Origin of the sequence: Acinetobacter sp. 2JN-4, assembly GCF_003687745.1 — a bacterium.
GTDB lineage: Bacteria > Pseudomonadota > Gammaproteobacteria > Pseudomonadales > Moraxellaceae > Acinetobacter > Acinetobacter halotolerans.
Genome location: NZ_RDNY01000002.1, coordinates 36571 through 60135 on the forward strand (window position 1 = coordinate 36571; position 23565 = coordinate 60135).

General features: G+C 42.0%; 20 protein-coding genes and 1 tRNA gene. 13 read left to right on the forward strand and 8 right to left on the reverse strand.

The window, feature by feature from the left end; all coding sequences use genetic code 11:
* Positions 1 to 110 precede the first annotated feature (110 nt).
* From metX to EAH57_RS03045, 3 genes are read left to right on the forward strand one after another with little or no spacing between them, the layout of a single operon-like run.
* Positions 111 to 1271, forward strand: a complete 1161-nt coding sequence (gene metX / locus EAH57_RS03035) for a homoserine O-succinyltransferase MetX (protein WP_121928800.1) — start codon at positions 111 to 113, stop codon at positions 1269 to 1271.
* Positions 1271 to 1864 carry a methionine biosynthesis protein MetW gene (metW, locus tag EAH57_RS03040; RefSeq protein ID WP_004672910.1) on the forward strand — a complete coding sequence of 198 codons (594 nt, stop codon included), beginning with the start codon at positions 1271 to 1273 and terminating at the stop codon, positions 1862 to 1864. Before metX ends, metW begins: the two co-directional genes overlap by 1 nt.
* Positions 1861 to 2448, forward strand: coding sequence for a tetratricopeptide repeat protein (locus EAH57_RS03045; protein ID WP_121928801.1), 588 nt, complete (start codon positions 1861 to 1863; stop codon positions 2446 to 2448). Before metW ends, EAH57_RS03045 begins: the two co-directional genes overlap by 4 nt.
* Positions 2449 to 2651: 203 nt before the next feature.
* Here the strand turns inward: EAH57_RS03045 and EAH57_RS03050 are convergent, their stop codons facing one another.
* Positions 2652 to 2864 (reverse strand): cold-shock protein, encoded by a 213-nt coding sequence (locus EAH57_RS03050; protein WP_004672913.1) that lies wholly within the window; start codon positions 2862 to 2864, stop codon positions 2652 to 2654.
* Between the two features lie 404 nt (positions 2865 to 3268).
* On the opposite strand from EAH57_RS03050, the gene rdgB reads away from it, so the two are divergent.
* From rdgB to EAH57_RS03075, 5 genes are all read left to right on the forward strand, one after another.
* The gene (gene rdgB, locus EAH57_RS03055; protein ID WP_121928802.1) at positions 3269 to 3892 is read left to right on the forward strand and encodes an RdgB/HAM1 family non-canonical purine NTP pyrophosphatase; all 624 of its coding nucleotides are present in this window, start codon (positions 3269 to 3271) and stop codon (positions 3890 to 3892) included.
* A gap of 150 nt (positions 3893 to 4042) precedes the next feature.
* Positions 4043 to 4261 (forward strand): Sec-independent protein translocase subunit TatA, encoded by a 219-nt coding sequence (tatA, locus tag EAH57_RS03060; protein WP_004672915.1) that lies wholly within the window; start codon positions 4043 to 4045, stop codon positions 4259 to 4261.
* Positions 4262 to 4273: 12 nt separating this feature from the next.
* Complete coding sequence (gene tatB / locus EAH57_RS03065; RefSeq protein ID WP_121928803.1) at positions 4274 to 4729, forward strand: Sec-independent protein translocase protein TatB; 456 nt, start codon at positions 4274 to 4276, stop codon at positions 4727 to 4729.
* The gene (gene tatC / locus EAH57_RS03070; protein WP_121928804.1) at positions 4726 to 5511 is read left to right on the forward strand and encodes a twin-arginine translocase subunit TatC; all 786 of its coding nucleotides are present in this window, start codon (positions 4726 to 4728) and stop codon (positions 5509 to 5511) included. The genes tatB and tatC overlap by 4 nt, the downstream gene beginning before the upstream one ends.
* A gap of 185 nt (positions 5512 to 5696) precedes the next feature.
* The gene (locus EAH57_RS03075) at positions 5697 to 8027 is read left to right on the forward strand and encodes a PhoX family protein (RefSeq protein ID WP_121928805.1); all 2331 of its coding nucleotides are present in this window, start codon (positions 5697 to 5699) and stop codon (positions 8025 to 8027) included.
* A 53-nt stretch (positions 8028 to 8080) separates the two neighbouring features.
* On the opposite strand, the gene EAH57_RS03080 is transcribed toward EAH57_RS03075, so the two are convergent.
* Complete coding sequence (locus EAH57_RS03080; protein ID WP_121928806.1) at positions 8081 to 8863, reverse strand: NRDE family protein; 783 nt, start codon at positions 8861 to 8863, stop codon at positions 8081 to 8083.
* Positions 8864 to 8983: 120 nt separating this feature from the next.
* Between EAH57_RS03080 and lgt the strand changes: the two genes are divergently transcribed.
* A complete protein-coding gene (gene lgt, locus EAH57_RS03085; RefSeq protein ID WP_121928807.1) occupies positions 8984 to 9796 on the forward strand; it encodes a prolipoprotein diacylglyceryl transferase in 813 nt (270 codons plus the stop codon).
* A 36-nt stretch (positions 9797 to 9832) separates the two neighbouring features.
* On the opposite strand, the gene wrbA is transcribed toward lgt, so the two are convergent.
* On the reverse strand, positions 9833 to 10423 hold the full coding sequence (wrbA, locus tag EAH57_RS03090) for an NAD(P)H:quinone oxidoreductase (protein WP_121928808.1): 591 nt from the start codon (positions 10421 to 10423) through the stop codon (positions 9833 to 9835).
* 146 nt (positions 10424 to 10569) lie between these two features.
* On the opposite strand from wrbA, the gene EAH57_RS03095 reads away from it, so the two are divergent.
* Complete coding sequence (locus EAH57_RS03095) at positions 10570 to 11820, forward strand: YihY family inner membrane protein (protein ID WP_121928809.1); 1251 nt, start codon at positions 10570 to 10572, stop codon at positions 11818 to 11820.
* Positions 11821 to 11849: 29 nt separating this feature from the next.
* Here EAH57_RS03095 and EAH57_RS03100 read toward each other — a convergent pair whose 3' ends face one another.
* Positions 11850 to 12758 (reverse strand): DMT family transporter, encoded by a 909-nt coding sequence (locus EAH57_RS03100; RefSeq protein ID WP_121928810.1) that lies wholly within the window; start codon positions 12756 to 12758, stop codon positions 11850 to 11852.
* A gap of 107 nt (positions 12759 to 12865) precedes the next feature.
* On the opposite strand from EAH57_RS03100, the gene EAH57_RS03105 reads away from it, so the two are divergent.
* Positions 12866 to 13666 carry an AraC family transcriptional regulator gene (locus EAH57_RS03105; protein ID WP_121929122.1) on the forward strand — a complete coding sequence of 267 codons (801 nt, stop codon included), beginning with the start codon at positions 12866 to 12868 and terminating at the stop codon, positions 13664 to 13666.
* On the opposite strand, the gene EAH57_RS03110 is transcribed toward EAH57_RS03105, so the two are convergent.
* The 3 genes from EAH57_RS03110 to EAH57_RS03120 all read right to left on the reverse strand — a co-directional run bounded on the left by EAH57_RS03110 (position 13667) and on the right by EAH57_RS03120 (position 15802).
* Positions 13667 to 14563, reverse strand: coding sequence for a polysaccharide deacetylase family protein (locus tag EAH57_RS03110; RefSeq protein ID WP_121928811.1), 897 nt, complete (start codon positions 14561 to 14563; stop codon positions 13667 to 13669).
* A 70-nt stretch (positions 14564 to 14633) separates the two neighbouring features.
* The gene (locus EAH57_RS03115) at positions 14634 to 15275 is read right to left on the reverse strand and encodes a fumarylacetoacetate hydrolase family protein (RefSeq protein WP_004672931.1); all 642 of its coding nucleotides are present in this window, start codon (positions 15273 to 15275) and stop codon (positions 14634 to 14636) included.
* A gap of 29 nt (positions 15276 to 15304) precedes the next feature.
* Positions 15305 to 15802: a YcxB family protein gene (locus EAH57_RS03120; RefSeq protein ID WP_121928812.1), complete on the reverse strand. Its 498-nt coding sequence runs from the start codon at positions 15800 to 15802 to the stop codon at positions 15305 to 15307.
* Between the two features lie 228 nt (positions 15803 to 16030).
* Between EAH57_RS03120 and EAH57_RS03125 the strand changes: the two genes are divergently transcribed.
* Entirely contained in the window at positions 16031 to 17326 is a 1296-nt protein-coding gene (locus EAH57_RS03125) for an SRPBCC family protein (protein WP_121928813.1), read from the forward strand.
* A 66-nt stretch (positions 17327 to 17392) separates the two neighbouring features.
* Here EAH57_RS03125 and EAH57_RS03130 read toward each other — a convergent pair.
* Positions 17393 to 17469 (reverse strand) — tRNA-Arg (locus EAH57_RS03130).
* 529 nt (positions 17470 to 17998) lie between these two features.
* Here EAH57_RS03130 and EAH57_RS03135 point away from each other — a divergent pair.
* Positions 17999 to 23563, forward strand: coding sequence for a beta strand repeat-containing protein (locus tag EAH57_RS03135; RefSeq protein ID WP_121928814.1), 5565 nt, complete (start codon positions 17999 to 18001; stop codon positions 23561 to 23563).
* Positions 23564 to 23565 lie beyond the last annotated feature (2 nt).

Below are 23565 nucleotides of genomic sequence, written 5' to 3' on the forward strand. Positions count from 1 at the left end.
GTTGATGATTCAACCTATTTAAATATCGAAAAAATGACTTTTGAAAGGGTACCTGAATTGGTATCCTTTTATTATTGATTAAGAAACTTTATACAAGGCGAATCATTCTCGTGTCTTTTCCATCGGATTCAGTGGGTTTAGTCACACCACAAAAAATTTCATTTGAAGCTCCATTAGAGCTTGAGTGCGGACGGATTTTGCCTCGTTTCGACCTGATGGTTGAAACCTATGGAACACTCAATGCAGATCACTCCAATGCAATCTTAGTCTGCCATGCATTGTCAGGACATCATCATGCTGCTGGATTTCATCATGAAGATGATAAAAAAGCAGGTTGGTGGGACGGATGTATTGGACCTGGGAAAGCAATTGATACCAATCACTTTTTTGTGGTGTCTTTAAACAATATCGGTGGATGTAACGGCTCAACGGGTCCGACATCGCCAAATCCAGAAAATGAAAACCGTCCCTATGGTCCAGACTTCCCGTTAGTGACGGTTCGTGACTGGGTCAAAACCCAAGCCATGTTGTCTGATCGTTTAGGCATTGACATTTGGTATGCCATTATCGGTGGCTCACTCGGTGGAATGCAGGCCTTACAATGGTCTCTCGATTATCCAGATCGCCTAAAAAAATGTGCAATTATCGCCAGTGCACCAAAGCTTTCTGCACAAAATATTGCCTTTAATGAAGTTGCACGCCAGTCTATTCTTTCCGATCCAGATTTCCATCATGGACGCTATTTGGAAAATGATAGTTATCCAAAACGCGGTTTGATTTTGGCGCGGATGGTTGGTCATATCACCTATCTATCTGAAGAAGCCATGAAACAAAAATTTGGTCGCGATCTAAAATCGGGCAAATTTATGTATGGTTTTGACGTTGAATTTCAAGTCGAAAGCTACTTGCGTTATCAAGGCGAACAATTCAGTCGCAATTTTGATGCAAATACTTACTTGATTATGACCAAGGCATTGGATTATTTTGATCCCTCTCGCGAATATGAGCATTCATTAACGAAAGCAATGCGTAAACCGAAATGCCAATTTTTAGTGATTTCATTTACCACCGATTGGCGTTTTAGTCCAAGCCGATCTCAGGAAATCGTGGATGCCTTGATTGATAATCATCAGCCTGTCAGCTATTTAGATATTGATGCTGAACAAGGTCATGACTCTTTCTTGTTCCCGATTCCGCTGTATGTGAAAACATTACGCGCATTTTTAGGTGGAGAGCAGCAGTTGCAATCGACCCATTTGGAGGCAATCTAATGCGTATAGACCAACAACTTGCCGAAAAATGGATTACTCCAAATACCAGCGTGCTCGATTTGGGTTGCGGGGATGGTGAATTATTAGCTCATATGAGCAAACAACACAATATTCGCGCTTATGGCTTAGAAATTGATCAAGAAAAGATTGCAATTGCCATCAGTCGGGGGTTAAATATTATTCAACAGGACTTGAATTTAGGTTTAAGCCGGTTTGCTGACCAATCTTTTGACTCAGTGGTTATGGCACAAGCTTTGCAAGCTGTAGATGCACCTGATGTATTACTTCGTGATATGGTGCGTGTTGGCAAACAGGCGATTATTACTTTTCCGAACTTTGCGTATTGGAAGACGCGTTCTTTTCTTGCGTTAAAAGGGAAAATGCCTGTTTCGGAAGCGTTGCCTTATATGTGGTATAACACCCCGAATATTCATTTATGTACTTTCCGAGACTTTGAAGCATTATGTGCTGAGAATCGGATTAAAATTATTAATCGACTTGCCGTTAATGGTGACCAACAAGGTAGTGTGCTCAGCAAGCATATGCCGAACCTATTTGGTGAAGTCGCAATTTATCGAGTGAGCGCACTATGAAAAAGACATTTATCAGCACCTTTTTGTTTGGTCTGATCAGTATACAAGCGCATGCTGACTATGTTGCTCAACCCCAATCGGTTGCAACACAAGCAGCACGATACTCAGTGATGAGTATCGGTGAATTACAAAGCGCAGCCAAAGCTGGTCAGGCAGGAGCACAATTTTATCTCGCAACACGCTACCAATATGGTAAAGATGTTGCAAAAGATGAGAAACAAGCATTTGCGCTATTTAAAGCCGCAGCCGATAAAGGCATCTCAGCAGCTCAGCTCAATGTGGGTCGCATGTATGCAGATGGTATTGGTATCAAAAAAGATGAAGTCTTAGCGCGTAAGTATTTTGAAAAAGCGGCAAGTAATGGTGATAACCGTGCCAGCTTTAATCTTGCCATGATGGAAGAACAGAAGAAAAACTATATGGGTGCTTATCAATGGTATGAGCTTTCAACGCGTGATGGCATGCTTGATACTAAAGTAATTAGCCTTTCTGAAGGTAAAAAAACAGCTTTGGCTGCAAACTTGACTCAAGAACAGATTCGTACTGCGCGTGATCGTGCTGATCGATGGATTCAAGCACAGTAATTATTATATTTTGTTGTACTAAAACCGACGGATTAATGAAGTCGGTTTTTTAATACGTGAGAAAACCTTGCAGATCAGTTCAGTTTTCCACTGAGTCCTCGCGTATGATAATAGTCTGCTGAGTATCCTTTTAAATGACTTTCTTAAACGCAAAACGTAAAAAAAGCACTATAAAGTGCTTTTTTTGAATGCTGGGTTACTTATTAAAGAGCAACGATATTCACAGCATTTGGGCCTTTTTGACCTTGAGCGATACTGAATGAAACTTGTTGGCCTTCAAACAAAGTTTTAAAACCTGAGTTTGCAATTTCGCTGAAATGAGCGAAAACGTCTGGACCTGATTCTTGTTGAATAAAACCAAAACCTTTAGTTTCGTTAAACCACTTCACTGTACCAGTAACTGTTGTAGTAGACATAATATATCCTATTGAATTTTAACATTTTAGCCATGTTATTACGGCTAATGATAACTTTGAAAAATAATGAAGAATTGAGCTTGATATCTGTAAAAAACGAAGGATTATGACTAAAACTGCGATACTTAGAGAAGATTAACCAAAACAATAATTTTTCTAGTTAAGTGAATCATACATGAAAAAAATAAATATTCAAGTTTTTTTATATCTTATATTATCTAATTAAATAAATGATAAAAAATAAAATCAATTACTTTAACCTTTTCAATGCACTTGCACGCTTTCGCGTTAAAACATTTTTTCTCAACATCCCCAATCTCCTACTCATTAAGATAATTTAACTACTCTCATACTTAAAAAGTCACTAAAATCTTCGCTATTCAATCTAGATATTCTGATCAAACATGTCTACTCCACATTGGCTACAACACGGTAGTCTCGTCCTTGCGAGCAATAACAAAGGTAAAGTTGCCGAATTTGAGCAGCTGTTTCAGCAACTCGATCTACCTATCGACATTATTCCTCAAGGTAAACTCGATATTGAAGATGCCATTGAAGATGGTTTGAGCTTCGTTGAAAATGCCATTATCAAAGCACGTCATGCAGCAAGAATTTCTGGCAAACCAGCAATTGCAGATGACTCAGGTCTATGTGTACCGATTTTAGGCGGTGCACCTGGGATTTATTCTGCACGTTATGCAGGTGAACATGGCAACGATGCTGCTAACAATCAAAAACTGTTAGCTGATCTTAAACCATTGCGTAAAAACGATCAGACCATTGAAGGAATGTTCGTTTGTGTGTTGGCTTTAGTCACGCATGCCGAAGATCCTCTTCCACAAATTTTCCAAGGGATTTGGAAAGGTGAGATTCTAGAAGCCGCACGTGGTGAAAATGGTTTTGGTTATGACCCATTATTCTGGGTATCTGAACTGCAGCTTTCCAGTGCAGAACTCAGCAAAATAGAGAAAAATAAAATCAGCCATCGTGGTCAGGCGATGCAACTTTTTAAAGCGAGCTTACGCTAACATTGACAGAAGCCCGAAACATATATTCGGGCTTCTTTCTTTTTATAAAAATCATTCCTCTATTCATTGTCTTAAAATTGCAATATTAGTGTCACACCGCTGTCATGCCAAACTGTTGAGATATAACCAAAGTTTTATAGGAATATAGTTATGGCTGGTTTATCAATTTGGCATGTACTTATTTTTGCAGTAGTGGTTATTTTACTGTTCGGTACATCAAAGCTTAAGAACTTAGGTAAAGATGTTGGTGGCGCTGTGAAAGATTTTAAAAAATCGATCAAAGAAGACGAAGAAGCCACAACTGCTCTAAATGAACCTCGTACCATTGATGCTCAAGTCAAAAGTACTGAAAGCTCAATAAAAAGCTAAGCGAGCGCCATTATGCTGAATTTGGGAATGTCCGAACTGCTTGCGTTCGGCATTATTGCTTTACTGGTACTCGGGCCTGATAAGCTACCTGAAGCCGCTCGTTTTGTGGGGAAATGGTATGCAAAAATTAAGCGTCTGGTCAGTAACGTTCAAAATGATATCGATCGTGAATTACGCTTGTCTGAGCTACGTGAACAAATGCAAAAAGAAATGCAACGTATCGCTGAACTTGAGCAAAAGATGCAAGCTCAGATGACCTCATTTGAACAGCAAAAAGTCTCTTTAGAAGATGAACCTCAAACTGCTGTATCCAAAAACAATCGCACACCACTTCATTACCATTATTTATTACATCCAGTGGCATGCATTTATCTACCGAAGTTTGCACTCTTACACATGGCATCTCCGACTCCGCATTCACAATTTGATTTAACCTCTTCAACTCCTGAATTAAAGGTGGCGGTATGAGTTCACCATCAAGCTCTCCATTAACCCAAACCACTTTGGGGAATGATGATCAAGACGCTAAGCTTGAAGAAATGCCGATAACCAAGCATCTCATGATTTTGCGTCGACATTTATTTAAAATCGTTGCCGCAATACTGGTTCTGTTTTTCTGTTTGTTGCCTTTTGCAAATCGGACCTACCAAATACTTTCAGAGCCGCTAAGAGCGCAGTTACCCGTCAGCTCATCCATGATTGCGACCGATGTCACCGCGACATTTATGGCACCCTTTAAATTGAATTTCTTTGTCGCACTGATGCTGGTTATGCCCTTTATCATTTATCAAATTTGGTCCTATGCCAAACCTGCACTGTATGAAAAAGAAAAATCATTGGCTCTGCCCTTATTGATTAGTAGCATTGCTTTGTTTTATATCGGTATTGCGTTTGCGTATTTCATCGCCTTGCCTTCTATTTTGCATTTCTTTATCAGTGTCTCGCCTGAAACCGTAGCACCAATGACAGACATCAACAGTTATTTGGCTTTTTGTTTGAAGCTATTTATCGTGTTTGGTCTAACTTTTGAAATTCCAGTGATTACCTTATTGCTTATTTTAATTGGTGTAGTCACTACCCAAAGTCTGATCGAGAAACGGCGCTTTATCATCGTAGGTTGCTTCTTCGTCTCCATGTTTGTTACGCCGCCTGATGCCATTTCTATGATTATGTTGGCTGTACCGATGTGGTTACTTTTTGAATTGGGTTTATTCTTTGGAAGAATCATCGAAAAAAGAAAAGAAGTATAATTTCCGCTGTATAAAAACAAGTGGTTTTCCAAACAGGTCTAAGACCTGTTTTTTTTGACCAGATTTTAAATTATTAATTGATTTTTAATGTATTTGTCACATAAGTGTCAAGGCAACGTCACAATTTCAATCTAAGTTAAAGGCGGGAAATTTTTTTAATGCACTTATAAACTTAGGATGATTCCATGACACAGCTGACGCCATATCATGAAGACCAAGAACTGGATAATAACACTTCGGCTAATATCCATTTCCGTGACATTTTAGAACAACACATTAGTCGTCGTAGCCTCATCACCAAAACAGCAAGTGGCGCTGTCGCATTGACATTGGCATCAACATTAACCGGCTGTAATGATAGCGATAATAACAATAACGGTAGTGGTACAACAACGCCTGTTGATCCTAATAAAAAACCAGAAAAACTCAATTTCACCGCTGTACCAAAAAATCTTAACGATATTGTCACCGTACCAGAAGACTATCAAGCAGATGTGATTTATGCCTTAGGTGATTCAATTAATCCAAGTTATGCAGAATGGGATGACAACAGTATTCCATCAGGGCCAAGCTTTCAGTTCCGTTCAGGTGACTGCCATGATGGTATGAGCTATTTTGGATTAAATACTGCAACTGGTCGTTATGATGAACAACAATCTAATGATGGCTTGTTAGTCCTCAACCACGAATATATCAACCCAACATTCTTGCATCCTCAAGGTCCAACCAAAGTAGATGGTCGCCGTCCAGAAGATGAAGTGATTCGTGAAGTAAATGCACATGGTGTCTCAATCATTCATGTTAAAAAAGATACCAAAACTCAAAAGGTTGAATTGGTAAAAAACTCTGTGTACAACCGTCGTATCACAGGTTCAACCTTGATGGAATTTGCTGGTCCTGCGGCAGGCAATGCACTATTAGCAACCAAATTCTCACCATCAGGTGTACAAACACGTGGCACGCATAACAACTGCGGTAATGGTTATACCCCTTGGGGAACCTACCTCACAACTGAAGAAAACTTTATTGGTTATTTCCAACGTTCAGGTCAAGATGAATATGCACGTTCAGATGCAGAAAAAACTGCGTTAAAACGTTATGGTCTAGGCCTAAAAAAGGATGAACCATATCTATATGAGACAGATGAAAATGGTTCGCCGAAGAAAGATGCTAAAGGTGAAATCATTTATAAAAAAGATGAAAATGGCAATCGAATACCAAACGTTGATAATCAAGGTCGTCAAATCTATTTAGGAGCAAGTTCCCGCTATGAATGGGAAACAGCTATTGGACGAGTAGACTCACAAGACTTATATGATCGCTGGAATGCTGATGTAAAAGCAGAACAGGCGGCACAAGACTATCGTAATGCACCAAACACCTTTGGTTGGATGGTGGAAATTGATCCATTTGATAATCGCCAAGCCCCTGTAAAACGTACTGCTCTCGGACGTTTTGCTCACGAAGACTGCCGTACCAGTCGAGTAATTGAAGGCGAAAATTTAGCTTTCTATATGGGTGATGATTCAAAAGGTGAATATATCTATAAATTCGTTTCTGATGCGAAATGGGATCCAAAAGATATAAATGGTGGTTATCGCGCTGGCGATAAGTATATGAATGCTGGAAAGTTTTATGTTGCTAAATTCAACGCTGATGGTACAGGTCAATGGGTTGAGCTTAGCTATGGTAAAAATGGCTTAAATGAAAGTAATGCAGCATACCCATTTAAATCACAAGCAGATGTGGTGACCTTTGCCCGTTTAGCTGCGGACGCAGTTGGCGCAACTAAGATGGACCGCCCAGAATGGTGTGCAGTCAACCCAGTCAATGGTGAAGTGTATGTGACATTGACCAACAACTCAAATCGTGGTTCAAGCTACCCAACCGATGCAGCCAATCCGCGTCATTATGAAGATATGAAAGGCGGCAGCACATTACAGGAAGGTAATGTCAACGGACATATCATACGCTTCCGTGAAGCTGAAGATAAAACCACAGCTGAAAGCTTCCAATGGGACATCTACCTGTTTGGTGCGGAAGCAGCGATGGCAGCCAATATCAACCTTTCTGGCTTGACTGATCAGAATGACTTTTCATCGCCAGATGGTATGTGGTTTGACCCTCGCGGCGTGCTTTGGATTCAAACTGATGATGGTGCTTATACCGATGTCACCAACTGTATGATGCTTGCTGCTTTACCAGGTCAAGTCAGTGATGGTAGTAAAGCTACAACCTCGAATGGAACTGAAACGATTGTCGGTGCCAAAGTGAATGATGAAAATCTACGCCGCTTCCTTACAGGTCCTAAAGAGTGTGAAATTACAGGTGTTACCATGACACCTGACTACAAAGCTATTTTCATCAATGTTCAACATCCTGGTGAAAGATCTAAAAGCTATGCAACACCAACTAGCCATTGGCCTGCCACTCAAACCAATCCAAACACCACTGCCCGCCCGCGCTCAGCAACGGTGGTAATCACACGTAAAGATGGTGGTGTGATTGCTGGCTAATCGCCAACCTCACCCAACAAACATTACAATGCCAACCTTCGGGTTGGCATTGGCTATTTCAGTAGCGTAATGTGTTGACGCACAATATTTCCTTGCTGCTCCCCTTGTTGTTCTTTTTCTAACCATTGCCATTGTTTTGGTGTCATGCGTAAAAAATTTGAACAGCGTGTGCCATAAATGGGGCTTTGAATAAACGTTGAAGAAAGTAAAGCTTCCATCTCCGTGCTAATACCCGTATCGGGTAACAACTCTGGGATAACTTTACGTTCATCTTCTAAAATATCCCAGATGGCATATTCCAAATCTGTATCTGAAATCTTTGGTTGCTGTAACATCGGCAAAAACTCTTGGGTAAAGCGCTTGCGCAAATGCATGGTTTTCTTCCAATCTTCAGACATCAAACCATTGGAAACCACATAAACGCCTTTGGCCAAAACTTGTGGCGATTCTCCGCGATTGCTCATATAAACAGCTTGTTGTGTATCCCCCACAAATAAATTAAAGCCCGCATAGTCTTGTTGTCTTTGTTCTAGCATTTGAGCATAACGAATCGGCGCTAAATCGCTTTCAAGGAAATCTTGAATCAAATGTCCTCTTGAGGTCTGATACTGCTGCTGATCACGACCGTTACGAAAATTGGTCACGATCGCCCAACGACCAGATGCCGTCACCCCCATCCATGTGCCGCCTGATTGCAAGTCCTGCCCTGCTACAATCGAACTATTTTCCCATGCATGCAAAGCAGAACTTGGTCGGTGATAAAACTCATCCCGATTTGAAATTAAACACAGTGGCAGATCCTCCAGAACATGCCAAGCAAAAGCGACAATACACATTGATTTTGTTCTCACATCTTAAAGGCTGTTGACTTTCACATTGAATGTACAACATTTTTCACATCATTCCGCTACAATTTGCTCAAAACTTAATTTCAAATTCTAAACTGAGGAACAGCGATGCTGACCTATCCAAATATTGATCCAGTTGCACTGAGCTTAGGACCAGTACAGGTGCACTGGTACGGACTCATGTACTTGTTGGCTTTTTTATGTGCTTGGGGGCTTGCCTCTTATCGCGCAAAGCAACGTGATGGCTGGACGGGAGATATGGTTTCAGATCTCGTCTTTTACGGTGCACTCGGTGTGGTGCTGGGCGGTCGTGTGGGCTATGTACTGTTTTATGAGTTTGCGAAGTTCTTAGAAAATCCACTGTGGTTATTCCAAGTGTGGACAGGTGGCATGAGCTTCCACGGCGGCTTTCTCGGCGTGGTAATTGCCATGTTATTTTGGTGTAAAAAATACCAAAAGACATGGTTTCAGACCTTGGACTTTATTGCGCCCTGCGTACCAACAGGTTTGATGTTTGGTCGTATTGGTAATTTTATTGGTGGCGAACTGTATGGCCGTCAAGTGCAAGACCCAAGTTATCCATTTGGCATGATTTTCCCAACAGATCCATTAGGTTTGGTCCGCCACCCCTCACAAATTTACCAAGCGATTTGTGAAGGCTTAATTCTATTTATTGTGCTGTGGTGGTTTAGTGCTAAACCTCGTCCGCGAATGGCAGTTTCAGCAGTATTCTTGGTGGGCTATGGTGTTGCACGTTTCTTTATGGAGTTTTTCCGTCAACCCGATGCAGATCAAGGCTTCATCTTATTTGGCTGGATGACCAAAGGTCAAATCCTCAGTTTCCCGATGATTATTATTGGACTCTGGATGATTTGGTATGCATACCGTAAAAATATCTATGATTGGCAACTGAAAAAATAAAAATCATGGGAGCAGATGCTCCCATTTTTTATGACTTTAAAATAGTTTTTTAACCACTTCACCCAAGCGTTTGCCTTGTGCCTCACATAAGATTTTTTCATCTTGACTCATGCCCTGATCATGACGAGGTCCACTGACATGACTTGCGCCATAGGGAGTACCGCCTGTTTTGGTATTTGACAATGCAGGGATAGAATTTGGCAGACCTAAAATCATCATGCCATGATGAAATAACGGCGGTAACATACTCAACAAAGTGCTCTCTTGCCCACCATGCATCGACCCCGAAGTCGTAAATACACAAGCAGGTTTACTATGCAAAGCACCATTGAGCCATAGGCTAGTGGTTTGATCCCAAAAGTATTTCATCTCACTGGCCATATTGCCAAAACGCGTGGGTGAACCCAAAGCCAATCCTGAACAATGCGTGAGATCATCTAAGCTACAATAAAGATCACCCTCTTCTGGAATACTTGCTTCAGCTTGCGTCACAACTGTTGCCAGATTGGGCACTGTTCGGATACGTGCTGTCACACCTACAGACTCAATCCCATCTGCAATCAGATGTGCCATTTGCTTGGTTGAACCGTATTTACTGTAATAAAGAACAAGAATGTAAGGTTGCATCGGTTTCAAGGTTTTTGTTAACTTAAAGAAGATATTATACGATTAATGCCAATTTATTCGCTGTTTTGTGTATTGATCAATCCAAAAATCTTCCCGAAGCCCTCTTTCAAAAGAGGAAGATTTGAAAAATAACTAGGATAGAACCCATGATCTTAAACCGTTATCTAAAAAAACTGAATTTTTTAGAAAAAACATGGTTTCAATTTATTGTCTTTGTATTACGTCGTTTTGAGGCTGATCGCTGTCGAGAACAAGCAGGATCCTTGACCTATACCACCCTGTTTGCAGTCGTCCCAATGCTTACCGTATTTTTGGTGATTATTTCTTCGATTAAAGCTTTAGAGCCTGCTAGGCAGCAACTACAACAACTGATTTATAGTAACTTTTTGCCAAAAAGTACCATTGCCTTTGATAAGGCCTTGAGTGCTTTTACTGATAAATCAAGTAATCTCACCATCATCGGTGTCTTGTTTTTATTTGTTACCACAGTACTAATGCTGTCATCGATTGAAAATGTGTTTAATCGCATTTGGCGTGTGAAAGAGACACGTTCGGGTCTAGTCGGTTTTATGCGTTACTGGACTATTATTTCTTTAGGTCCAATCCTTTTAGGCAGTGCATTTGTACTTTCTTCAGCTGTCGCATCCATGAATATCCTCAGCAATAATTTTGCAGGCTATCAACTTGATGGTGCTTTTCTATTATGGCTAATTTCTTTTTTATTAACGGTCTTTGGTTTCTTTATTTTATATTGGACCATACCGAATCGTAATGTGCCGATTGTCTCCGCGATCATCGCAGCTTGTTTTAGTGCGACTGTGTTTGAAATCTTAAAGCGTTTATTTGGCTGGATCATGAGTAATTTCACCAGCTATGAAATTGTGTATGGTGCTTTCGCGGCGATCCCCATTTTTCTACTTTGGATTTTTCTGTCTTGGAATATCATCTTATTAGGCGTAGAAATCAGTTATGCGCTAACCGCATTCCATTCGGGCAAAGAACAAAAACGTCATCCAATCATGATGTTATTGGATATCTTAGAGTTGTTCTATAAAAAACAGCAAATTGGTAATAGTGTGAACGAGCATGAGCTACTCGATATTGTAGGCCGTGGTGAGCTCGGGCGTTTACCCTCATATATCTTGCAATTAGAAGCGCAAAATCTGATTAAACGAACCGATAACGATGAGTATGTATTGGTACGTAATCTAGCACAGGTTGATTTTTGGAGTTTCTTTACCGCACTCCCTTATCCGCTTCCCTTACGCGATGATGTATCCAATGTGCATCAGGATGATGAGTGGATGGAAAAAATCGGGCCCGCGCTCATTGAAAGCAATGATTATTTGGCTGCCAAGTTATCGATTCCCCTTTCAACGATTTTTGAATCGAAGTAACGTAAAAGACCTCGATATGAGGTCTTTTTTTATTTCCTTAACCAGCCTTGCAAGCTCACCACCATGATGCCCATCAATACCAGAATTGAACCAAGTACGAAATTAGGTTCAATTCGCTCACCTAACAACCACATCCCAAACACAATACCGAACAACGGTGTTAAAAAAGAGAATACGCCTAAGCGAGATGCTAAATAATTTCTAAGCAACCAAAACCAAGCTAAAAAGCTCGCAAAAGACACCACCAACGTATGGAATGCCAAGCTGCCGATCACTAAGGGAGTAAAATGAATACTCGCTTGTCCTAAAAATACCGCCAATCCAAACAGTAAAATAAAACTACCAGCCAATTGGTAGAATAATGTTTGTGTCACAGCAGCTTGCGCCAAAGAAGATAAGCGTACGGTGATCGTAGTTGCTGCCCAAGCAATACCCGCTGCCAATGCCAACAAATCCCCCCAAAGCATTTGTTGCTCGATCAGCGAAGCAGTTCCTTGTTGCCCTCGGATAAACGTCACGACGATTCCAATAAAAGCCAGAGCAATGCCACTCCATTGCAACAGACTTAAACGCTCAGAGGGTAGTTTCCAGTGTAAACCTAAAGCCACAAAAATCGGTGCGGTATACAGCAAAACCACAGCATGTGAAGCCGAAGTCCATTGCAATGCCTGCGCCAATAAGAAGAACTCTAAAGAAAATAAAAAAGCAACCAAAGCACCTGCTTTCAGGTTCTGTCGATTAAAGAGCTCAGCCGTTTTATCCAGACACAATAAAGGCAATAGTAGGATTGCAGCTAAGCCCGAACGTAAAGCAATTTGCATTAAGGGAGAAATATCAGGCGCAGCCATTTTTAAGATGACTTGTTGTAGCCCCCAAATCATACAAAGACCGATCATAAGACCTGATGCTCGTGCATCTAATGTTTTACGCTCATCCATTGCCAGCTCTCAATTTTATAATTAGAACGTCAATATAAAGCTGTCTTATTTTGATGATATAGTGAAATTCGGACAATGCATGCATGTTTTCAGGCAATTCTCATATTATGAAAAAATCAGCACAACGCATCCAAGATTTTCATGAACTTCCTGCATACGATGATATTCCTGCATCATTGTGGTTACGTATTCGTGATGCACCTGCTGAAACGTTTTATCCAAAACATGCGCACGCATGGGGCGAGTTTATTTATACTTTTGATGGGGTACTTGAGGTCAGTATTGATCAGATTCACTATCTTACTCCTCCTCCGTACGGCATTTGGCTGCCTCCTCATTTACAACATAGTGGTATCAATCGTAATGAAGTGACGCACTGTACTTTATATGTACATGAAAGCCTGTGTCAAAATATGCCGCAACAAGCTGGCATTTTACTGACAGCACCACTGGTTCCTGCATTGTTGGAACATATTCGTAAACAGCTATTTTCAGAACAAGATCCAGAATATTTAAGGTTGCTGCAAGTATTATTAGATTCACTCACACATGCTGAACTGGTCGGAAGTTATTTACCCACCACACAACATCCTTCCCTATCAAAAATATTAAGTCACTTACACCAATATCCAGCCGATAATAGTACGCTGCAACAACTTGCGGAAATGATTAACATGACCGAACGAACCTTAGCGCGTTATAGCCAAAAGGAGCTTGGCATGTCACTGCACGAATGGCGGCAACGCCTCAAAGTGATGAAAGCAATGTCGATGCTCAATCAAGGTAAAACCATTGAAAACATTGCATTCGATTTAGGTTATGCCAGTTCATCCGCTTTTATATATATGTTTAAACGCTGGATGCACTTTACCCCAGACCAGTTCCGCAAGTTATATCAAGGTCGCTAATTAAGGCAAATCAAAACGCTTTAAATTATCTTGCTCATATGGCGAATCTTCGGCGGGATAACGTAGTTTGATATGTCCTTGTTGTTTTGCCAGTGACCAAACAATGCTTTCGCCAGCAGGTAAAACCATTGAAGTACGCTGATATAGCGGATCGGTATAAGCTTTTTCACTGTCAATCAACTGCCAACCGTGTTGTTTAAATGCAGTGATCACATCATCCAAAAAAGCAGCATTAATTGCATTTACATGTAGTAACAGCACATGCTTTGGCGAATAACCAATTGTATCCGCTGCCAACTGATCATAATAATCAGCTCGATCTAGCAAATGATGAATGTATGCTTGCTTTAGTTTCTCAAGTTGCACAGTCTGATTATATTTTTGATATGACAGATATTTCTGGTTATAAAACCAATCACTGGCATCAATACTTACAGCACCCGACTGATAGCCATGTTGTTTAAGATATTCAACAACCGTATCTCTTTTCTCTCGCGTATCACCTTCTTTCAGAAAAGGATAACGGTATCTTGCAACCCAACCCTGTAACGGTTGAAATACATGCTCTGCTCGTCGAATCCCATCAATGTATTGTTGGCTACTGGTACTGTCTTTATTTAAGTTAAGGTGAAGTTCACTATGGTTAGCAATTTGATGACCTTGTTTCCCCCATTCAGCAACCAACTGTAACCCTGCATAATCACCGATCTTAATCACACTTGGATAAATAATACTTTTCAGTTGATGTTGATGGAGTTGTTCTAAAATACGCTGATTAATGGGTGTTGCCTGAACATTTAAATCAGGATTTACACCGTCATCAAAACTTAAAGCAAGCTGCTTGGCATGACCGAGGGTGGTGATCAAAAACAGTGTCAGGCATAGCCATATTTTCATTCTATTCTTCTCATTTTCTAACAATAAAAAAGGCGCTGATATCTGAATATCAGAGCCATATCATTGACGCTTATGCTTTAACAAATGTATCCCAGTCATATTCACCCGTTTGGGTAATCAATTTCATCGTCAGTTGATCATTTGGATGAAGTGCACCAACACCTGCTGGTGTCCCTGTCATAATCACATCGCCCGCTTCCAAGCTAAAAGACTGATTGATTTCAACCAATAACGCCCCGATATCAAACAACATATCTCGGCTAAAACCATGCTGACGTTCTTCGCCATTGATCATCAGAATAAGCTCTAATTCTTGTAGATCACCGATCTCATCAGTTTCGACCCAATCTGCAAGTATACATGCACCGTCAAAAGCCTTAGCACGCTCCCACGGTTCTCCTTTGCTCTTTAAATCACTTTGCAAATCACGCAACGTTAAATCTAATCCCAGCGTAATCGCACCAACTGCTTCTAAAGCTTTTGCCTTATCTGTTTCTTGAGATATCGGATGAGCAATGTGCAAACAGATTTCACATTCAAAATGACACTCGCCCAATGCCTGATTCCAACTTACGCCTTGTGCTAGTGAACCCAAGCTACTCGGTGGCTTCATAAATAAAATCGGACGGTCTGGGATCGCATTACCCAATTCTTTCGCATGCTCAGCATAGTTTCGACCAACACAGACAATTTTTGAAGGACGTGTATTCATGGAAGCTCCTTGTTCTTTTAAACTGTTATTTATTTTTTAAAACTATTTTCAAATTTACTTTGATCAGCAGGACTTGAAAAAGCACGTTTAGGTATAATCACCACTGTTTTCGTTTTTAGTTCTAACATATAAGTCAGCTTACCAGTAATGAAAGACTGTACTTCATTATAAGCTGCAGTTTGCTTTTTACCCGCGGCATAAAGTTCAAAGTGGTTTTGGTATAAATCAATGCCTTGTTCACTTTTGCCAAATTGATAACGCACAAATTGACGCTTGAATAACAGAGGCAATAACCAAAATCGCATGATCGCTTGCATGATCAAAAAGAAAACACCAAGTGCCACATAGTAGCGCCCCACGCCAGTAAAACCTAAATAAATCCCCCAAAGGATAATTCCGATACTAATTGCGGGTGTTAGAAAACGAGTGATCGGTTTTTTGCCAAACGTAATCAAAGCAAAACCATCTTGAGATTCTTCTAGATTTAGATAATAGCGCGCAGAGAGTGTTGGACGTTGTTCAGACATAACATTCAATAGGTTGATCATAGACAGACATAGATACTACACCAGTTTATTGTCATTCATGTCGTTTTACATAAACGTGCTATTTCCCTAACCTAAAAAAGTTATAAATTAGATGACTTTCATGATTTTTTGCCTCTTTGTATTATTTTGATTGGGAGAAACAAAAGGGGTTTATGAAAGAAAGCTATTGTTGTCGTTGAAATCACCTATAAAAATCAAAGGAATGTGATGTCTCGTTTTATTGCTTTTTTTACAATTTTTTTATGTTGTTCCGCGCAGCATAGCTTTGCACAGCTCATTACATGGACGGATAATATCCCTAGTGCTTTGCAGCCCTTTCAAAATAAACCACAAATTTTGGCAGGCTATACGCAAAACCATATCTTTATCTATGGACATCCAGCCACAAAAACGGCTGTTCCAACCTTAAAAAACAATCCACAACCCACAGCAAACTTTACTTCAGCTGCGATTATTGTTCCCGTGAACGCACAACAAGTCGCCAAAACTCTAACTGACTATAATCAATATGTTGGTCTTTTCCCGACCCTCAAATCTGCAAAAACATTGGTGCAATCAGGCAATACCACCCAAATGAAATATCGCGTGTCGATCCCCACACCGATTCCTGTACTGAACTTTAATGAAGATGTCACCATGCAACATCAGCTTGCAGCCAATAGTATTTCAACCTTGGTAATTGATGCACCCATTCCCTATGGCGTCGGTAAATTTGAATGGTTTGCACTGGATGAGAACAGAACATTAATCACCCTGACGCAATGGAGTGACTTAAATCAACCACAAGGTTTTTTATTTAAAAAAATTCTAAATGCAATACCTGAAGTAAAACTTGGTATTCCGAGCAGCGGCAGCGCTTTTATTTTAGAGTCTTTAAGAAAGCGTTTTATTGGATCAAATAGTACGCCACTTGCTGCAGGTCAAATTCCAAACCCTCAGCTTACAAGCATCCAACTGGCAAAAGTTGCTCAACTGAGCCAAGCCGCGCAGCAGCCTGTTAGCTTTCTACACGCACCGACTACGTTGCCTTATACACATGGGCGGGAATCCATGCGATTTACCACAACCTATCAATTTTATAAACAGCCCCCTCAACAGCTACAAAAATGGCTTGTTCCAAGTGCTTATCAAGCCTTATTTCCACGTCAGATCAAAAAAATCAGCACTACACCCCTCCAAAACAAAAGTCAGGAGGCGGATATTCACGTCAATGTCGGTTTGGGTGTGATTAGTATTCCATTTTCATTTAAATTGCATTTTAACTATCCACAAAGCACTGAAAATAATTTTCATGCCAATGGTGGAGATTTACGCTATATCAAAGGACAAATGATCTTAAATGAAAACGATCAAGGATCTTTATTGAAAATGACCACAGCCATGAAGATCGACGAAAAAGCACCTTTTTTATTGAGAGCAATGCGCAGTCTCCCCTACCATGACACGTTGCCAGCAATTGGGGGCAATGCTGTGTTCGTACAGAAGATAAAAACGAAGATGTAGGGTCTATTCACATAAAAAATAGGCACAAAAAAACCGCAATTAAGCGGTTTTTTCTATTGATCAAATTGGTGCGCTCAGAGAGATTCGAACTCCCGACCCCTTAGTTCGTAGCCAAGTGCTCTATCCAGCTGAGCTATGAGCGCATATTTGATGTTGGGCATTATACGCATTTTTTCCCAATTGATAAGCGCTTTTTCACGACTTCACTATCGTTTGGCTATAGATTCAGCAGCTGCTATGTTTTAAAAAGTGTTTTCTTGTTTATAACACTGGTCTTTCTATGTTGAATTTATGTAAAGCCTTTGTATGTCATTCATATCTTTATCATCAGGACATACTTTTAGCAATAAGCACTAGATCAGTTTTTTTTCATTACAATTCAGTATCATATTAAAATTAACAAAGCCAACTTCAGTTCTATGAATTATGCAATTTTTATGAACAATCTGATTTAACTTATACGATATATGTAGAAATTCTAATAAATATCTGATCATCAAAAAGTAGAGGGCTGATTTATATAATATTTACAACCAACACAAATGTGACATATCAAGCAATATTGACACAATAATAATAACCAATAAATACTATTGTATAAGTTATGATACAGGAGTCACACAATTATTAAGGTAAATAAAACAAAACTCCAATAATTATAGGTATATCGACATGTTATTTAAAAATATTTTATCACCCATTACAAGCATACTATCTCTTGGGAGTAGCAATAGCCAAGGAACATCATCTTCTGTCAATACAGTATCGACAATAAAACAAGTTCATGTCGAAGAGAGTACAACCACAAATAATAGTAACAGTGGTACTCAAGTTGATGATGGCATATTCAATGGAATTGCAGCGGGTAATGGCGATCAGAACTACGGTGTTGGTGTGGGTAACGGTGATCACCTAAACTTCACTTATCCATTCACAACGGCTTTTCATTCACTCGGAAATTCTTATTCTTGGCTTGGTGATGCCTCACCAGTCACTTCCGTCAATACTTCAACCACCTCATCGTCAGTCCACGTTCAGGACAACGACACCACAGACAACAGTAATTTAGGCATCGCTGCTGGCAATGGCAGTAACGGTGGTTTCTTAAATGGTATCGGTTCAGGCAATGGCGAACATAACTACGGCATTGGAAATGGCAATGGTGATGGTGATGACGTTAATGTCACCACGCCTGTCACTGTGCCATTTGAAGCATTAGGCAACTCTTTCGCTGCAATTGGTGGTGGAGATGTCAACTCTATCAACACCACGCCGACGAGCTCGACGACCGTGATCGAAGACAATGACACCACCAATAACAGTAATAGTGGTGTTGGTGCTGCGGGTAACGGTAATGGCGGTGGTCTGCTCAATGGCGTTGCTGCAGGTAATGGCGAACATAACTATGGTATCGGCAATGGTAACGGTGATGATGTGAATGTCACTGTGCCTTGGACAACCCCAGTACAAGCGGTAGGTAACTCAATTGCAGGGGTTGGCGGTGGAGACGTCAACTCTATCAATACAGCCCCAACCACCTCATCCACTCATATTCAAGACAATGACACCACCAACAACAATAACAATGGGACTGGCACTGCGGGTAATGGTAATGGCGGCGGCTGGTTAAATGGTATTGGTGCTGGTAACGGTGAACAAAACTATGGAATCGGTAATGGTAACGGCGATGATGCCGATATCACCATGCCAGTCACAGCACCATTTCAGGCACTCGGCAATTCAGTTGCAGGCATTGGTGGTGGTGACGTAAATTCAGTCAATACTGCACCAACCACAACCTCCAATGTGATTGAAGACAACGATACTATCAACAACAGTAACAATGGTGTCGGTGCTGCGGGTAATGGCAATGCAGGCGGATTACTCAATGGTGTTTCTGCTGGAAATGGCGAACACAACTATGGGATCGGCAATGGAAATGGCGATGATGCCAGCGTCGTTGCACCATGGACGACTCCTGTCCAAGTGTTAGGTAACTCATTCGCAGGGATCGGTGGTGGTGAAGTAAACTCCGTCAACACAGCACCAACCACAACCTCAAATATCGTCCAAGACAATGACACCACCAATAACAGCAACAACGGTACAGGTGCAGACGGTAGTACTGGCAATGGTATCGGTGGCTGGGGCAATGGTCCAGCATCAGGCAATGGCGAACAAAACTACGGCATTGGTAACGGAAATGGCGACGATGTCGGCATCACTGCTCCAGTGACTTCACCATTTAATGTCCTCGGTAACTCATTGGGTGGCACAGGTGGTGGCGGTGTTTCATCCACCAATACAGCGCCAACAAATACACTCAATCATGTCCAAGACAATGACAGCACCAATAATAGCAATAGCGGTACTGGCGTTGATGGCGCAACTGGCAATGGTATCGGTGGACTATTGAATGGTGTAAGTGCGGGTAATGGTGACAAAAACTATGGTATTGGTAATGGCAACGGTACTGATGCAGATTGGACCTCTCCAATCGTGACACCAGTCAACGTGATGGGGAACAATGCTTCATGGTTTGGCAATTCAGATCCCGACCAAACCACCAACACATCAACCAATATCGCATCAACCAACACAACCAATATTGTTGAAGACAATGACAGCATCAACAATAGCAATAGCGGAACAGGTACTGCGGGTAATGGCATTGGTGGCTGGGGCAATGGACCAGCATCAGGCAACGGCGAACAAAACTACGGAATCGGCAACGGCAACGGCGATGATGTTGGTATCGTAATGCCGATCACCACACCATTAAATGGTTTAGGTAACGACTTCTCATTCTTTGGTAACTCACATAACGCATCGACCAATGATGCCTCTACAACCACCTCTAATTTTGTATTTGATAACGACAGTACCGACAACAGCAATAGTGGTACTGGTGTTGATGGTGGTGCAGGCAATGGTATTGGTGGTGGCTTACTCAATGGTGTCAGTGCAGGTAACGGTGAACACAACTATGGTATCGGCAATGGAAATGGCGATGATGCCAGTGTCGTTGCGCCGATCACTATGCCAGTCAATGGCTTAGGTAACTCCTTTGCAGTCTTTGGAGACTCTACCAACGACTCAGTCAATAATGGCTCGACTACGACCATCAATTATATCGAAGACAACGATAGCATTGACAATAGCAATAGTGGTACAGGCGTAGGCGGTGCCTCAGGTAATGGTATCGGTGGCTTACTCAATGGCGTAGGCTCAGGCAATGGTGAGCAAAACTACGGTATCGGCAATGGAAATGGCGATGATGCCAGTGTCGTGATGCCAATCACAGCTCCAGCCAATGCACTCGGCAACTCCTTCTCTATCTTTGGTAACTCGACCTCTAACTCTGTCAATGACTCATCCACAACGGCAGTCAACCATTTTGAAGACAATGACAGCACCAATAATAGCAATAGCGGTACTGGCCTCGTTGGTGATGGCAGTGCAGGTAATGGTATAGGCGGTTGGGGCAATGGTGCAGCAGCAGGTAATGGCGATCATAACTATGGCATCGGGAATGGTATAGCCAACGATGCTGCTGTGGTCGCACCGATTACCACTCCGATCAGTGCCAATGGTAATGCCTTTTCGATCTTTGGTGATGCGACCTCTAACTCTGTCAATGACTCATCAACCACAACCTCAAACTTTTTCCAAGACAATGACAGCATTGACAATAGCAACAGTGGCGGCGGTGTCGGTGGCTCATCTGGCAATGGTATTGGTGGTCTATTAAATGGTATCGGCGCAGGTAATGGCGAACATAACTATGGCATCGGCAATGGTATCGCCGATGATGCCGCTGTCGTTATGCCAATTACGACACCAGTCAGTGCCAATGGTAATGCCTTCTCAATCTTTGGCAATGCCACCTCCAATTCAACCAATGACTCATCAACCACAACCAGTAACTACTTCCAAGATAACGACACCACCAATAACAGCAATAGCGGTGGTAATGGATCTGACAATGGTACAAGTGGTGGTATAGGTAATGGTATTGCTGCTGGCAACGGTGAGCATAATTATGGTATCGGCAATGGTATTGCGGATGATGCAAGCATTGTCGCACCAATAACAGTGCCAATTAGTGCCAACGGGAATGCCTTCTCCATCTTTGGCAATGCGACCTCAAACTCAACCAATAACTCATCGACCACAACCAACAACTACGTTCAAGACAACGACACAACCGACAACAGTAATGGAGGCGGTAATGGTACAGGTGGTGGCTCAGGTGGCGGTTTCCTAGGTCTAGGTGGCTTGCTCAATGGTATTGGTTCAGGCAATGGCGAACATAACTACGGTATTGGCAATGGGAATGGCGACGATGCCAGTATTGTCATGCCAGTTGCAGTTCCAATTAACTTATCAGGTAATGCAATATCAGTTGTTGGCACTGCCACATCGAACTCAACCAATAACTCATCAACCACAACCAATAACCACGTCGAAGATAATGACACCACTGACAATAGCAATGGTGCTGGCAATGGCTTCGGCACAGGTGCAGGTCTATTAGGTGGTCTACTCAATGGTGTTGGTACTGGAAATGGAGAACATAACTACGGTATCGGCAATGGTAACGGTGATGACGCTAGCGTCGTTGCACCAATCACAATTCCGATTAACTTCTCAGGCAATGCAATCTCTGTATTAGACCTCAATAGTCTCAGTGAAGGAGACGTGCTCAGCCCTGTCACCAATATCGTTGGTATTATTGCGGGTGATGGCGAAGGTGGTACAGGTCTCGTCGGTACAGTCACAGGTATTGCTGGTGGAATTATCGGTGATCCAGATGTAGGTGGTGGTTTACTAAATCCAATCACCAATGTTGTCGGCGGCATCACTGGAATTATTGGCGGTGATGGTGATCTGACTGGTGGCCTACTTGATCCAATTACAGGCATCATCGGTGGTATTGGCGGTGGTGACGGCGGTCCTCTTGGTGCAATCACTGGCATCATCGGTGGTATTACCGGTGGCGACGGCAGTCCTCTAGATGCAATCACAGACATCATCGGTGGCATTGGCGGTGGTGACGGTAGCCCTCTTGGTCCAATCACTGGCATCATCGGCGGTATCACGGGTGGTGACGGCGGTCCTCTGGGTCCAATCACTGGCATCATCGGCGGTATTGGCGGTGGTGATGATGGTCCTCTTGGCGCAATCACAGGCATCATCGGTGGCATTGGCGGTGGTGACGGCAGTCCTCTAGATGCAATCACAGGCATTATCGGCGGTATCACGGGTGGTGACGGCGGTCCTCTGGGTCCAATCACTGGCATCATCGGCGGTATTACGGGCGGTGACGGCAGCCCTCTTGATCTAATCACAGGTGTCATCGGTGGTATTGGCGGTGGTGACGGCGGTCCATTAGGTCCAATCACAGGCATTATCGGTGGTATTACAGGTGGTGACGGCGGCAGCCCTCTCGATATCTTAACGGGTATTATTGGTGGCATTGCTGGTGGCGATCTAGGCAACAATCCTGTAACGGGCGTCATCCAAACAGGTATTGATATGCTTCAAGGCGTTGAAAGCCTCAAAACTGAAATCATCAATACAGGTATCGACACTGTTGCTGGCACAATCATCGGTGTATTCCCTCAAGCTGAACATCCTGTCGGTGATCTTGCGGATCTCGGTACGCTTACTTTTGAAACGTCTCGCGATACCGTCAACGGTACACTTGAAGCAATCTCTGATTTAGCAGGCTCTGATTTTGGTGGTGCGATGGGTAATGCTACTGGCGTTATCGGCACACTGATCAATAATGGTTCAACTGCTGCGGATATTATCCAACATGTCGTCGGAGACGATCTGCTTGGTGGCGGCATCATCGGTGGTATTGGCGGTGGGGATGGCAGTCCTCTTGGCGCAATCACAGGTATTATCGGCGGTGACGGCGGTCCTTTAGGTTCAATCACTGGCATCATTGGCGGCATTACTGGTGGTATCAGTGGTGGTGATGGTAGCTCTCTTGATTCAATTACTGAGATTATAAGTGGCAGTATAAGCGGTAATTTAGGTGGCTTCATTTCTATCAATGGCGATAGCAATAGTGTTGTTGAGAACATTTTAGACTCTGTAGTCGGTGCAACCTCTTCATCTTCTCAAAGTGTCTCTGTAAGTGTCTTTAATTCAAACTTCACTGAGAGCTTTAATACCCCAAGCTTAAATTTAACTGAACAGCTTTTTGAAAGTAGCAACCTTTTCTAAGG

Bases quoted from the DNA above. Each gene is read 5' to 3' on its own strand.
- tatA (WP_004672915.1), top strand. From the start codon at position 4,043: ATGGCTGGTTTATCAATTTGGCATGTACTTATTTTTGCAGTAGTGGTT.
- EAH57_RS03125 (WP_121928813.1), top strand. From the start codon at position 16,031: ATGTCTCGTTTTATTGCTTTTTTTACAATTTTTTTATGTTGTTCCGCG.
- wrbA (WP_121928808.1), bottom strand. From the start codon at position 10,423: ATGCAACCTTACATTCTTGTTCTTTATTACAGTAAATACGGTTCAACC.
- EAH57_RS03135 (WP_121928814.1), top strand. From the start codon at position 17,999: ATGTTATTTAAAAATATTTTATCACCCATTACAAGCATACTATCTCTT.
- EAH57_RS03120 (WP_121928812.1), bottom strand. From the start codon at position 15,802: ATGTCTGAACAACGTCCAACACTCTCTGCGCGCTATTATCTAAATCTA.
- EAH57_RS03110 (WP_121928811.1), bottom strand. From the start codon at position 14,563: ATGAAAATATGGCTATGCCTGACACTGTTTTTGATCACCACCCTCGGT.
- EAH57_RS03045 (WP_121928801.1), top strand. From the start codon at position 1,861: ATGAAAAAGACATTTATCAGCACCTTTTTGTTTGGTCTGATCAGTATA.
- EAH57_RS03095 (WP_121928809.1), top strand. From the start codon at position 10,570: ATGATCTTAAACCGTTATCTAAAAAAACTGAATTTTTTAGAAAAAACA.
- tatC (WP_121928804.1), top strand. From the start codon at position 4,726: ATGAGTTCACCATCAAGCTCTCCATTAACCCAAACCACTTTGGGGAAT.
- tatB (WP_121928803.1), top strand. From the start codon at position 4,274: ATGCTGAATTTGGGAATGTCCGAACTGCTTGCGTTCGGCATTATTGCT.
- EAH57_RS03105 (WP_121929122.1), top strand. From the start codon at position 12,866: ATGAAAAAATCAGCACAACGCATCCAAGATTTTCATGAACTTCCTGCA.
- lgt (WP_121928807.1), top strand. From the start codon at position 8,984: ATGCTGACCTATCCAAATATTGATCCAGTTGCACTGAGCTTAGGACCA.
- EAH57_RS03100 (WP_121928810.1), bottom strand. From the start codon at position 12,758: ATGGATGAGCGTAAAACATTAGATGCACGAGCATCAGGTCTTATGATC.
- EAH57_RS03115 (WP_004672931.1), bottom strand. From the start codon at position 15,275: ATGAATACACGTCCTTCAAAAATTGTCTGTGTTGGTCGAAACTATGCT.
- metW (WP_004672910.1), top strand. From the start codon at position 1,271: ATGCGTATAGACCAACAACTTGCCGAAAAATGGATTACTCCAAATACC.
- EAH57_RS03050 (WP_004672913.1), bottom strand. From the start codon at position 2,864: ATGTCTACTACAACAGTTACTGGTACAGTGAAGTGGTTTAACGAAACT.
- EAH57_RS03080 (WP_121928806.1), bottom strand. From the start codon at position 8,863: ATGTGTATTGTCGCTTTTGCTTGGCATGTTCTGGAGGATCTGCCACTG.
- rdgB (WP_121928802.1), top strand. From the start codon at position 3,269: ATGTCTACTCCACATTGGCTACAACACGGTAGTCTCGTCCTTGCGAGC.
- EAH57_RS03075 (WP_121928805.1), top strand. From the start codon at position 5,697: ATGACACAGCTGACGCCATATCATGAAGACCAAGAACTGGATAATAAC.